The organism is Pseudarthrobacter sp. S9, assembly GCF_050156545.1.
Classification (GTDB): domain Bacteria; phylum Actinomycetota; class Actinomycetes; order Actinomycetales; family Micrococcaceae; genus Arthrobacter.
In genome coordinates, this window is record NZ_CP189576.1 from 1,964,979 (window position 1) to 1,976,843 (window position 11,865).

The 11,865-nt window shown below is 62.7% G+C and carries 10 protein-coding genes; 3 read left to right on the forward strand and 7 right to left on the reverse strand.

Translation table 11 applies throughout. From position 1 onward, the window contains the following. Positions 1 to 15: 15 nt before the first annotated feature. From aceA to exaC, 3 genes are all read right to left on the reverse strand, one after another. Complete coding sequence (gene aceA / locus ACQCSY_RS09300; protein WP_427135081.1) at positions 16 to 1,347, reverse strand: isocitrate lyase; 1,332 nt, start codon at positions 1,345 to 1,347, stop codon at positions 16 to 18. A gap of 114 nt (positions 1,348 to 1,461) precedes the next feature. After that, complete coding sequence (adhP, locus tag ACQCSY_RS09305) at positions 1,462 to 2,499, reverse strand: alcohol dehydrogenase AdhP (protein WP_427135762.1); 1,038 nt, start codon at positions 2,497 to 2,499, stop codon at positions 1,462 to 1,464. Between the two features lie 85 nt (positions 2,500 to 2,584). Next, positions 2,585 to 4,108 carry an acetaldehyde dehydrogenase ExaC gene (gene exaC, locus ACQCSY_RS09310; RefSeq protein WP_427135083.1) on the reverse strand — a complete coding sequence of 508 codons (1,524 nt, stop codon included), beginning with the start codon at positions 4,106 to 4,108 and terminating at the stop codon, positions 2,585 to 2,587. 96 nt (positions 4,109 to 4,204) lie between these two features. Between exaC and ACQCSY_RS09315 the strand changes: the two genes are divergently transcribed. Together ACQCSY_RS09315 and ACQCSY_RS09320 are read left to right on the forward strand one after the other, a co-directional pair. Continuing rightward, positions 4,205 to 4,357, forward strand: a complete 153-nt coding sequence (locus ACQCSY_RS09315; protein ID WP_427135085.1) for a hypothetical protein — start codon at positions 4,205 to 4,207, stop codon at positions 4,355 to 4,357. Positions 4,358 to 4,596: 239 nt separating this feature from the next. Then, positions 4,597 to 6,099 carry an esterase/lipase family protein gene (locus ACQCSY_RS09320; protein ID WP_427135086.1) on the forward strand — a complete coding sequence of 501 codons (1,503 nt, stop codon included), beginning with the start codon at positions 4,597 to 4,599 and terminating at the stop codon, positions 6,097 to 6,099. 24 nt (positions 6,100 to 6,123) lie between these two features. Here the strand turns inward: ACQCSY_RS09320 and ACQCSY_RS09325 are convergent, their stop codons facing one another. Beyond that, entirely contained in the window at positions 6,124 to 7,740 is a 1,617-nt protein-coding gene (locus tag ACQCSY_RS09325; protein ID WP_427135088.1) for a S53 family peptidase, read from the reverse strand. Between the two features lie 58 nt (positions 7,741 to 7,798). Continuing rightward, the gene (locus ACQCSY_RS09330; RefSeq protein WP_427135090.1) at positions 7,799 to 8,200 is read right to left on the reverse strand and encodes a hypothetical protein; all 402 of its coding nucleotides are present in this window, start codon (positions 8,198 to 8,200) and stop codon (positions 7,799 to 7,801) included. A 339-nt stretch (positions 8,201 to 8,539) separates the two neighbouring features. Here ACQCSY_RS09330 and ACQCSY_RS09335 point away from each other — a divergent pair, with 339 nt between their 5' ends. Beyond that, positions 8,540 to 8,734 (forward strand): hypothetical protein, encoded by a 195-nt coding sequence (locus ACQCSY_RS09335; protein ID WP_427135092.1) that lies wholly within the window; start codon positions 8,540 to 8,542, stop codon positions 8,732 to 8,734. A 745-nt stretch (positions 8,735 to 9,479) separates the two neighbouring features. Here the strand turns inward: ACQCSY_RS09335 and ACQCSY_RS09340 are convergent. Both ACQCSY_RS09340 and ACQCSY_RS09345 read right to left on the reverse strand, forming a co-directional pair. Continuing rightward, positions 9,480 to 10,706: an FAD-dependent monooxygenase gene (locus ACQCSY_RS09340; RefSeq protein ID WP_427135094.1), complete on the reverse strand. Its 1,227-nt coding sequence runs from the start codon at positions 10,704 to 10,706 to the stop codon at positions 9,480 to 9,482. Positions 10,707 to 10,719: 13 nt separating this feature from the next. Continuing rightward, entirely contained in the window at positions 10,720 to 11,784 is a 1,065-nt protein-coding gene (locus tag ACQCSY_RS09345) for a hypothetical protein (protein WP_427135095.1), read from the reverse strand. Positions 11,785 to 11,865: the final 81 nt, after the last annotated feature.

Sequence of the window (11,865 nt, forward strand, 5' to 3'; positions counted from 1 at the left end):
GACCGCCGGAGTTCTTTAGTGGAACTGATCTGCTTCGGTGGAACCGTCCAAGGCCAGTGTGGATGCGTTCGGGTTGAGCGCGGTAGCGATGTCGTCGAAGTAGCCGGTGCCGACTTCGCGCTGGTGCCTGGTCGCGGTGTAGCCGCGGGATTCGGAGGCGAATTCCTTCTCCTGCAGCTCGACGTACGCGCTCATGCCTTCACGGGCGTAACCGTGGGCGAGGTCGAACATCGAGTAGTTCAGGGCGTGGAAGCCGGCCAGGGTGATGAACTGGAACGTGAAGCCCATCGCGCCGAGTTCACGCTGGAACTTCGCGATCGTGGCGTCGTCCAGGTGCTTGCGCCAGTTGAACGACGGCGAGCAGTTGTACGAGAGCATCTGGTCCGGGAACTCGGCCTTTACGGACTCGGCGAACTTGCGGGCCAGCTCCAGGTCCGGCGTGCCCGTTTCCATCCAGATGAGGTCGGAATACGGGGCGAAGGCCTTGGCACGGGCAATGCAGGGTTCGATCCCGTTGCGGACCTTGTAGAAGCCTTCCGCCGTGCGAACCGGCGCTCCCCCTTCGCGGAGGATGAATTCCTGGTCGCGCTCGTCGACGTCGGAGGTGATCAGGGTTGCTGCCTCGGCGTCGGTACGGGCGATGACGACCGTCGGGGTGCCGGCGACGTCGGCCGCCAGGCGGGCCGCGTTCAGGGTCCGGACGTGCTGCTGGGTGGGGATGAGCACCTTGCCGCCGAGGTGACCGCACTTCTTCTCCGACGCGAGCTGGTCCTCCCAGTGCACCCCCGAAGCGCCGGCCTGGATCATGGACTTCATCAGCTCGTAGGCATTCAGCGGACCGCCGAAGCCGGCCTCGGCGTCGGCAATGATCGGCACCATCCAGTCCTCGACGGTCTGGACGCCCTCGGCGAACTCGATCTGGTCGGCGCGGAGCAGGGCGTTGTTGATGCGGCGGACAACGGTCGGAACCGAGTTGGCCGGGTACAGCGACTGGTCCGGGTAGGTGTGGCCCGAAAGGTTGGCGTCAGCGGCTACCTGCCAGCCGGAGAGGTAGATCGCACGGAGGCCGGCCTTGACCTGCTGCACGGCCTGGTTGCCGGTCAGTGCACCGAGGGCGTTGGTGTACTTGCCTTCCTTGTGCTCCTCGGTGAGCTGCTTCCACAGCTTCTCCGAGCCGCGGCGGGCCAGCGTGTGTTCCTCGGAGACGCGGCCGCGGAGGCGGACGACGTCGGAGGCTTTGTAGTCCCGGGTGACACCTTCCCAACGCGGGTTGGATGCCCACTCAAGCTCCAGGGCCTGAGCAGCCTGAGCTGCGGCGTAATGGCCGGTGTCTGCTGACTGCGTCATTGAATTGCCTTCCGGAGTATCTAGTCTTTTCGTGGTTATGGAGAGTGCCGTGGACATCCTGAGTTCCACGGTACGCGTTGGCAACGCCCCCGGCGAGAGTCTCCCGGGGCGGCGTTACCGGCCTGCGGGTTCGGGGCCTGCTCGGTACTTGATGACGACCCGGCCGTCGATCTTGCCGTGCTTCATCTCGTCCAGGACGGCATTGATCTCGCCCAGGTCCCTGGTCGAAACCGTGGGGTGGATCTGGCCGCGGACGTAGAAGTCCAGCGCTTCCTCCATGTCCTGCCGGGTGCCGACAATGGAGCCGCGAACGGTAAGTCCTTTCAGGACAATGTCGAAGATCGGTGCCGGGAAGTCACCCGGCGGCAGGCCGTTGAAGACGATGGTTCCGCCGCGGCGTGCCATCCCGATGGCCTGGCCGAAGGCCGAAGGGTGCACGGCTGTGACCAGGACGCCGTGGGCGCCGCCGGTTACCCGCTGGACCACCTCGACCGGGTCCTCGCGCAGGGCGTTGATGACCAGCTCGGCGCCGTGCTTCTTGGCCAGGGCGAGCTTGTCATCGGCAATGTCGACGGCGACCACACGAAGGCCCAAAGCCTTGGCATACTGCACCGCAATATGGCCCAGTCCGCCGATACCGGAAATCACCACCCACTGGCCAGGCTTCGCCTCGGTCATCTTCAATCCCTTGTAGACGGTCACACCCGCGCACAGTACGGGCGCGATCTCTACCGGGTCCGCCCCTTGGGGAAGGCGGGCGGCGAAGCGCGAATCGACCAGCATGTACTGGCCGAAGGAGCCGTCCACGCTGTAGCCGGCGTTCTGCTGCGATTCACAAAGTGTCTCCCAGCCGGTGCGGCAGTACTGGCAATCACCGCAGGCTGACCAGAGCCAGGCGTTGCCCACCAGTTCGCCGACCGTCAGGTTCGTCACGCCCTCGCCAACGGCGGTGACCCTGCCGACGCCTTCATGGCCCGGTATGAGCGGGAGGGTGGGCTTGACCGGCCAGTCGCCTTCGGCGGCGTGCAGATCGGTATGGCAAACGCCGCTGGCGACGAGCTTCACCAGCGCCTGGCCGGGGCCGGGCCGGGGCACCGGAACTTCCTCGATGCTGAGCTCCTTGCCGAATTCCTTGACTACAGCGGCTTGCATGGTCGTCATCTTTGATGTCCTTGGCTGATAGGGATTTAACTGCGGCAGAGGCCGCCGGGAGCGCCCGGACCCGGGGTCTGGTTCCTTAGAAGAAGCCGAGCTTGTTCTCGGAGTAGCTGACCAGCAGGTTCTTGGTCTGCTGGTAGTGATCGAGCATCATCAGGTGGTTCTCACGGCCGATGCCGGAGGATTTGTAGCCCCCGAAGGCCGCGTGCGCCGGGTAGGCATGGTAGTTGTTCACCCACACACGGCCGGCCTGGATGTCGCGGCCTGCCCGGTAGGCGGTGTTGCCGTTTCGCGACCACACGCCGGCACCGAGTCCGTAAAGGGTGTCGTTGGCGATGCTGATCGCGTCTTCGTAGTCGGTGAAGCGGGCCACCGAGACCACGGGTCCGAAGATCTCCTCCTGGAAAACGCGCATCTTGTTGTGACCCTCGAAGATCGTGGGCTGGACGTAGAAGCCGCCGGCCAGGTCCCCGCCGACTTCGGCCCGGGCCCCTCCGGCGAGGACGGTGGCGCCCTCCTGGACCCCGATGTCGATGTAGGAGAGGATCTTCTCCAGCTGGTCGTTGCTGGCCTGCGCCCCCAATTGGGTGTCCGTGTCCAGCGGGTTGCCCTGGATGATTTTCTGCGTCCGCGCCACGGCGTCGGCCATGAAGGAATCATAAAAGGAATCCTGGACCAGTGCCCGGGACGGGCTGGTGCAGACTTCGCCCTGGTTGAAGGCGTAGAGGGTGAACCCTTCCAGCGCCTTGTCATAGAAGCTGTCGTTCTCCTGCGCCACATCAGCAAAAAAGATGTTGGGGCTCTTGCCTCCCAGTTCCAGGGTCACCGGGATGAGGTTCTGGCTGGCGTACTGGCTGATCAGACGGCCCGTCGTCGTCTCGCCCGTGAAAGCGATCTTGCGGATCCTGGGCGAGGACGCCAACGGCTTCCCCGCTTCAACTCCGAAGCCGTTGACGATGTTCAGGACGCCCGGGGGCAGCAGATCCGCAATCAGTTCCGCGAGAACGAGAATGGAGGCTGGCGTCTGCTCGGCCGGTTTGAGGACGACGGCGTTGCCCGCCGCCAGCGCCGGGGCCAGCTTCCAGACAGCCATCAGGATGGGGAAGTTCCACGGGATGATCTGGCCCACGACGCCCAGCGGCTCGTGGAAATGGTACGCCGTGGTGTCCTCGTCGATCTGGGACAGCGAGCCTTCCTGGGCGCGGATAGCGCCGGCGAAGTAGCGGAAGTGATCCGCGGCCAGCGGAATGTCCGCGTTCAGTGTCTCGCGGATGGGTTTGCCGTTGCCCCAGGTTTCGGCAACGGCCAGCATCTCCAAATTCTCCATGATCCGGTCCGCGATGCTGTTCAGCACCAGCGCCCGATCCGCCGCCGACGTCTTGCCCCATCCCGGAGCGGCCTTATGCGCGGCATCCAGCGCCAGCTCAACGTCCGCCGCGGTGCCCCGGGCCACTTCGGTGAATTGTCTGCCGTTTACGGGAGAGCTATTCTCGATGTACCGGCCGGTGGTAGGGGCAACCCATTCCCCGCCGATCCAGTTCTCGTATCGGACCTTGAACTTGACTTTGGAACCTTCTTGACCGGGCTGCGCATAAACAGTCATCGTTAACTCCTTCAGGCAGAACAGGCGTCTTCGTCCTGATGCCACGTTAGAACTAGCGCGACCACGTTGCAACGTACTTAGCTAAGGGATCAGCGCATGCAGATCGACGCCGAAGAAGGCTACGAGCGGCCAGAGGAGGATGGCCGCAAGGCCATTCAGGATATTGCCGGGGATGTTCCAGGCCGCGAGGTATCCGTGGGTGGCGGCGACCACCAGACCGATGGCCAGGAAGCGGCGTGCGGTCGTTAAGGCGCTCCGGAAACACCCACGGTTACGTCAGGAGAGCCCAAAATCTAGCGGTTAGTAGCGGTCTGCGGCAGTTGCCAACACGGCGAACCACGCCGCTACGCGGAGGTTTTCTATGAGTCATCGCGTTCCCCGCTCTTGTTGGCATCTTCAAAAGCGCGCACACTTAAGGTTTCCATGGGTTCCCAGTAGCGGCGTCGGGCATCGTGGCCTCCCGCCAGCTTGAGCAGGGAGGCTGCGTTATGGGTCAGCGACTTCCAATAATCTACGTTCGCGGGTTTGCTGGCGGCCAGAATGCCATTGATGATGCAGTGGATGACCCGTTTTACGGATTCAACGAGGGCTCCACCCATATCCGGGTGGGTGCCGGAGGGCAGCCTCGCTTCTATCAATTCGAGGGGCCCCTGCTGCGGTTCCTGAAGGAACAGGATTACAAACTGTCGATCGCGGGGAGCCAGCAGCAGGCCCTGTTGACCGCAACGCCCGGGGAACTGGCCCCGGATTCCATCTGGATCTATAGGTTCTATGACGCGGACTCGGGTACATTCGGGCCCGCTCCGCAGCCTTACGACATAGGTCAGGCCGCTAAAGGCCTGGCCGCCTTCATCGCCTTGGTGCGATCAAAGACGCAGGACGGACCTCCCGTGTATTTGGTGGCCCATTCAATGGGCGGCCTCATCTGCCGGACGGTGCTGCAACGTGAATTGGACGACCCGAACGGGGCCGTGTCAAAGTTGTGCACCATCGGCACCCCTCATGGCGGCATCGATCCCCAGATGGGCGGCCCGGTCGGCGGGTGGATTATGGACAAATTTGGGCCCATGGGATCGCAGATCTTTACTCCTGATCATATGCAGCAGTACATGCTGCGGGATGATCACGAGCTGGCCGCAGGCATCAATCCGCGGACGGGGCAGTGGGATCCCCGGCGGATGGTCGGTGAATTCTCTCCGCACAGGGTGCTGAGCATCGTGGGTACCGACTCTACGGACTATGCCGTCGCTCAAGGGTTATCGTCGGCGGTGATGGGAGTCCAGAGTGATGGCCTGGTGGCCATCCGCAACGCCTATGTCTACGGCTCCGCGCGGGCCTATGTTCACCGCTCCCATTCTGGGCGGTACGGGCTGGTCAATTCAGAGGAGATGTACCAGAACCTGAGCCGGTTCATTCTCGGTGGACTGCGGGTAGAAGTCGGACTGCACGGACTCAACTTCGCCGAACAGGCTGACCGCATCTGGCAGGCGGAGGTGCGGGTGGCCATCCAAGGCATTCCGGTCCTGATGCATGAACAAACGGCAGAGCATTACTGTCCGGTCGATCTGAACGCTGAGTCCAAAGAAATCTCGACACCCGTTTCGCCGGTGCCCCTGGTGACAATTTTCCTGCAGCCGAAAACACAAAACACCTGCCGGTACGCACTGGACCTGAAGGTCATGTCGTTAAAGGAAGACGGCGGCATCCTGGGTTTCGGAGACCATCTGGAGCAAATCGGGGACTGGGAAGACACCCTGATAGTCGATGTCCAGCTCGGCGGGAACGGAACAGCCCAGAGGCTCACCTGGCAATGGAACAGTACCCTGATTGGCAGAATTGCTGACCAGAGTGAACTGACCAATCCGCTGACGTGGGAGCCCGACAACACTGGCGAGAGCGAATGGCACGTCGTCATTCAAGTCCCCGATGCAGCAAAGACCCTGCTTGGCGGAGATGCACGGTTGGAACTGCTAGCCAGTTCGTGGGATTAGAGGAACGATTCTCTTCGTCTGCTGTCAGGGCGTTGCCTTGATGGCGGCCAACAGGGCTGTGCCGTCGGGGCTGCCGAGTCCCGTGCAGGGGTCCCATCCGGGCGAGGCCTTGTAGGTCCCGTTGTTTCCGGTGATGATGTCGCGAAATCCTGTAGCTGAGGCCGACTTGTGGTTGTACAGGATGGGTTGAATAAGGCCGAAGTGGCGGTTGGTCGCCTGGGCAAAGCGCGCGATGAGTGCCGCCCAGAGCGGTGCGACGGCGCTGGTTCCGCCGATGACCATGTCCCTTCCGTCGACCCTGACCTTGTATCCGGTCTGGGGGTCGGCGACGCCACTGACGTCGGGAACGCCGCGGCCGGCTGATGCAGGCGTTGGTGTGGGGGCCGGCTTGTGGTGTCGCGCATGCGCGGCGAGGCCGCTTTGCCAGGTTGGGGCAGCGAATGCGTCGCTGTATCCGCCACCGGTAGCGGAGTGGGGTCCGTCATTCCAGACGGTCTCTGCGGTGACGGTTCCGGCGGCGGGGTCGGCTTCCAAACGGGTACCCCCGCAGGCCAGGACGTGAGGGCTTGAAGCCGGGAAGTCGGCGTGGTCCTTTCCGTCGGTGACCCCGTCGGTGCTGCCGTTGTCGCCTGCGGCGGCGGTGACTGTTACGCCCAGGACTGCGGCGTCGGCAAAGGCCTGGTCGAAGGCGGTCCGTGCCTGCGCTGTCCAGGCGTCCTCGCTTTGGCCCCAGCTGATGCTGATGGCCGCGGGAGCCGGGGCTGCGTGCGAGGCATTGATGATGGCGTCGAGGAACCCGGCGTCGGTGTTCGGGGCGAAGTAGACCAATATGTCCGCTTTCGGCGCGAGGGCACCGATGACCTCGACGTCGAGCAGCACTTCGCCGTCTGCGCCATTAGGGTCCTGGCCGGGCTTGTTGGCGCCATTGTCGACGCCGACGGCCGTGATGCTTGGGGAGGTGATGCCCAGGCCTTGGAAATAGGTGTCCAGGTCTGCCTGGTCGTAGCCGCCGCCGAGTTCGATGATGGCAATGGTTTGGCCGGTGCCGTCAGTTCCTTCCGGGAAGTTGTAGATCCTCCCCAATTCGGGCGGGGTGTAGCTGGCGCCGGCCGAGGCGAGGGGGATCGCATGGAATTGTGCGCGGGCCTGGGGCCGGTCATCAAGGCCCAGCACAGCCGTGATGATTCCGTCCAGGGCTACTGGGACCTTCAGGCCTCCGGTGCGGTGCCGGTGCGTGACGTCGTGGCCATGGGGTCCGCTGCTGGTCACCTCCTCCAGGGTGGTGCCGAAGATCCGGCTTAGCTGTTCGACGGTCCCTGCCAGGCGCAGCCTGCGCGAGGCTGCGTCAGTTTCGGTCACTTGGGCCCCGAGGCGGGTGAACGTGTCGGCGGCAAGTTCGAGATCTGCAGACGAGGCGCCGTGGCGGGATGCCAGGTCTTCCCGGGACAACGGGGAGGCGAAGGCCGAATCCGGGATGGGCGCCTGTCGGCGCAGGATCACGGTCACCTCGATCTTGCGAGACGGATCCACAGGCCCGAGGGTTGCCTGGATTCCTCGTGCGGCAGGACGCTCTGATCCGGGCAGCGGGACACCGCTGTCCGTCGAGGATGTGGCGCTGGCGGCGTTGTTCGGGTCAGTCATGGGATTCTCCGATCAATGATGCTGGAATATTTGTGTCCGGCCGGTTCCGTCCCGAGGATCAGGGCGTTCCTCTTTTGAGGGGTACATCGTTGGGCGGGGGTAGGCTACCGCCGCCTCGCAGGACCCGACGGGCGACGGGGCTGGACACACCTGTCGCGGGCGCCGGTAGCGGGGAATGCACTGCAGTGGTTTCAAGTAACGCACCGGTAAGTGCCAGGTAAGTGTAGAACGGCAGCATCGTCGTCGTGTCGAATTGGGTCTGGGTCGCCTTGTGCCGGCCGGTGAGCCAGTTGTAGTAGGCGTGCCGGTCGTGGGACTGGTCCGACGCCGGTGGGGTGGGCTGGAGTGGCCAGTCCGTGGCCACGTTCGCCCGGTAAGGGGCCAGACCCCGGAAATAATTGTCCGTCGTCTGGTTCTCCTGGACCATTACCACCACACGCTTGACCAGGCTGGTTGCCATGACATCACCTTTCCTCGGCCTGGATGGCTTTGGCGCTGATTGGCTATAAGGATGATTATGCCAAGGCCCCACGCGCAATGGTCGGATTTAGGCGACCTAAAATTCACCTACGTGGTCGATGTTCAGGCCCGGGGTGCCCGGCTGAGCCCGATGCTGCGGCGATTATCCAGGCCCATGGGGAACATCGGAACGAAAACCATCGGTAGCGCTGCCTGGGGGATTCTGTGGCTTGATCGAACGGCTTTGGGGACCCGACGATGAATGAGGGGTTGTGCAGTATTAGTACGGCCGTTGGCGCCAAGGCTTTTCTGCGCGCACCCAGGGGATATTCTGATCGCCATGGAAAGCTGGGCTGGCAACACTGTGGCTGAGAGCGACGAGGCAGAGAAACCATCGACCAAGAGGTGGGTTCGCTACACGATCCCGGTCATGGTCGAGGCTGACTGCGAGAAGGATGAAATCACGCGGATCGTGGCATTGCCCGACGAAGCGAGGGAAGACCGCGACGACAGCGGCCATTTTCTTTTTCTATGACGAACAGTTCGTCCGACAATCCGTTGACGGGCAGATCGAGGCACATGCCCTCTGGGTCGCCAATCCGCCGTCAGGGTCACTGCCAGGTCCGCCCACGAACTGGCCCGAAATGTACGACTGGGAATTCGGCTTCAGCTTCGAAGACGACAAGGACGACCTCTACGAGGAAATCAGTCCCTACGCAGACCGGGTTACAGGCGGGTTCTGATTCACCGCATTGCCCCTGAGGACACCTTCAGGAGCACGGGGCCTACAAACTTGGCGGCTCACGACACCTTCAGGAGAACTGGGCCCACGTAGCGCTACCGATGGTTTTCGTTCCGATGTTCCCCATGGGCCATCCACGCCGGCGAAGGTGCAGCCGGCATTGTATTCCAGGCTGAGCTGGCCATAGAGGGTGTCAAAGTCGGATTCGATCCATTGGCGTTTCCCGCTCTTCACCACATCAAGAGCCCCGTCCTCAGACGAGGCCGCTTTCAAAACTAGCTTGGTGAAGACAGCAATTCGAGTGACGCGGGCCGCCAAATTCGAAAATTTCCCGCTGGCGTTCCCCAAACGGACGGACGGTGGCCAGCTTGCATCTACAAGCTGAGAACCAGTGGTTACGTGCCTCCACGCGGCCTTAGAGTACGATTTTTTCCGTTTTCTGAAGCGGCCCCGAGTACACGGAAGCGGCCCGCCTTGCGCCGAGTGCGGGGGAGAGGTCGTTTCTGAACGGCCGACGCCGGGAGAGGAGGGAGCCGACTCAGCGGGCCGTGGGGTAACGGACGAGCTCAATCGACGCGAGGGCGCGAGCCGGGCCGCCCTGCAGTGCACTGATCCCGCGTTGCACCCGAGCAGGCAGCCGGGGGAAGACCCTCAACATCTGCGCCGCCAGCCAGACCTCGCCCGGTGCCCGCGGGATCACCCTTCTGAGTACTGCCGGCCCGATGGAACGGCTGCGCAGGATAGGCTCGCGCATCCGGCTCTCGTAGTTGCGGAAGCCGCGGGCTGGGTCGGCGCGCTCGGATGACAGCTCACCGGCCAACACGTAGGCGCCGACGACTGCGAAGGTCGTCCCACCGCCGACTGCTGCGCCGGGACTGTAGCCAGCGTCGCCGGTCAGAGTGACCCTGCCCTTGGACCAGCTGGACATCCGGATCTGGCTGATCGAGTCGAGGTAGAAGTCGCCGGACTGGTCCATCTCGTCGAGCAGCCGTGGGATCTCCCATCCTTCGTCGCCGAAGACGAGCCGGACCAGGTCCTTCTGCTGGTTCGTGTTTCCGTGGTCGTAGACGACCTCAACCGGCCGGCGGAACAGGAGCACCGCCCGCGCCTGCCCCGTTTGGTGCACCGGGTAGATTCCGACCACCTTGCCGGGCATCGTGTATATGCGCATTTGGCCCACTAGCCCGAGGTAGTTGGGCAGGCTGAACACGGAGAAGTAGCCGCCGAGATAGCGCCGGAACTGGGACTCCTCGCCGAAAGCAAGCCGCCTGACGTTCGAATGCAGGCCGTCGGCGCCGACCACGACGTCAAACCTCCGCGGTGCTCCATGCTCGAACTCGACGGTGACGCCGTCCCCCGAATCGCTGATCGCCGAGACCGAGTCGCCGAAGACATACTCGACTCCGCCCATGGTGACCCGGTACAGCATCGCCGCCAGCTCGCCACGCATGATCTCTACCGCGCGCTCCGAGATCCCCTTTGTGATCGTGGCGTAGTCCACATCGATCGGGGACCGGTTGGGACGCTCGAACGTCAGCACGTCGGTCCGGGTTCGAGCGTCGAGGATCTCGGGCAGGAGACCCATCCACTCGGCGATGTCCACGGCAGGACCAAACAGGTCCACGGCATGGCCCCCCAAGCTCGCACGAAGGCTCGGCGCCTGCTCGACGACCGTGACGTCACACCCGTAACGCTCCAGCCAGTACGCGGCCACTGGCCCCGCAATACTGGCGCCCGAGATCAGCACCGAAAACGGTCGAGGCATCTCGCACACCTAGCTATGCCGAGGGCGCGTTTTGATGGTCAGACAGAAGGCCTATCGACCCGTCTTCGATCCGAAGCAGATCGGCCACCAAGAAGAACGTCCACATCAGGCAGGACTCCGCTTCCACGAGGGAAACCTCATCGTGTACGCCCTTGCTGGATAGGGAGTTGAGCTTGTTCAGGCGATGGCCCAAGCCTTCGACAGCCTCTTCGACAAGTCTTACATGCGTGTTCCGGCCAAGGCGATCGATAGCGAATTGCATGAGTCGATTCAGGAACTGCTCGTTTCCCAGGTCGCGTTCTTTGCCGTCCAGGCCCTTGATCTTCTTGTTCGTCGCGGGGTACAACGAGTCTGCCAATGATTTGATCATTCGTCGGCAACTTGCCAAAGCCTGCGCGAATCCTTCCGATGTTCCTTCGGAAATGCGTTGTTCAGCGGCTCGGTACTTCTCTAGGGCGTTTGGAGAGATTGTCTTCAATCGCTCTACAACGTACGCCTCTCCTCGAGTGAAAAGCGTGGATTCAGTCTGACCAGTCAAAATTTCGGATTCCGCTGCTACCAGGTAGTCGTGGAGGCGTTGACGGACTCGGCTGATGATGTTTTCGAGTGAAAAGATCTCCGGCTGCAGCGCTGCGCCAGCCTTAGCGAGCTTTTCTAAGTAGAAGTAGGCATCGACTTGGGTCAGGTATTGCGCCGCTGCGGGGTCGCCGGCAGCGGTTCTAAGCTTGTCGATGAGCCGTTCCAAACTGTCAATGGAATTGGTGTTAATAACGTCCTTGCCGCCTCCCATGGAGCGGTTGTGCACGTAGCGCGCAGCGCACCCTTCGATGACAGTGTTGGCTTCTACGTCGCCAAGAAGGGTTCGCAGCTTCTCATCCATGGTGGTGTCGCGCTTTGCCTTGTGGGTAGCACCGCCATCGAATGTCTCTAGGTGGCAGGCAAGAACGACGGCGTAATCACGTCGCAGCGACGCGATGCGAGTGGTTTGCCGGACCAGCGAGCTGACTGAAGTTCCTGGCTGGTCCGCGGCGTCAAGCGCCCGCCTCACGAGGTCCAAAATGTAGCTCTGTTCTGACATGTCAACAGCCTTTCGTTCGTCCTGCAGCTCAGCGTACAGATTGCGCAAATTTCTCGTGGCATCGGTGGTGGGCAACGGTAG

Coding starts and splice junctions, on each gene's coding strand:
- aceA (WP_427135081.1), bottom strand. CDS start 1,347: ATGACGCAGTCAGCAGACACCGGCCATTACGCCGCAGCTCAGGCTGCT.
- adhP (WP_427135762.1), bottom strand. CDS start 2,499: ATGCAAGCCGCTGTAGTCAAGGAATTCGGCAAGGAGCTCAGCATCGAG.
- exaC (WP_427135083.1), bottom strand. CDS start 4,108: ATGACTGTTTATGCGCAGCCCGGTCAAGAAGGTTCCAAAGTCAAGTTC.
- ACQCSY_RS09315 (WP_427135085.1), top strand. CDS start 4,205: ATGCAGATCGACGCCGAAGAAGGCTACGAGCGGCCAGAGGAGGATGGC.
- ACQCSY_RS09320 (WP_427135086.1), top strand. CDS start 4,597: ATGGGTCAGCGACTTCCAATAATCTACGTTCGCGGGTTTGCTGGCGGC.
- ACQCSY_RS09325 (WP_427135088.1), bottom strand. CDS start 7,740: ATGACTGACCCGAACAACGCCGCCAGCGCCACATCCTCGACGGACAGC.
- ACQCSY_RS09330 (WP_427135090.1), bottom strand. CDS start 8,200: ATGGCAACCAGCCTGGTCAAGCGTGTGGTGGTAATGGTCCAGGAGAAC.
- ACQCSY_RS09335 (WP_427135092.1), top strand. CDS start 8,540: ATGGAAAGCTGGGCTGGCAACACTGTGGCTGAGAGCGACGAGGCAGAG.
- ACQCSY_RS09340 (WP_427135094.1), bottom strand. CDS start 10,706: ATGCCTCGACCGTTTTCGGTGCTGATCTCGGGCGCCAGTATTGCGGGG.
- ACQCSY_RS09345 (WP_427135095.1), bottom strand. CDS start 11,784: ATGTCAGAACAGAGCTACATTTTGGACCTCGTGAGGCGGGCGCTTGAC.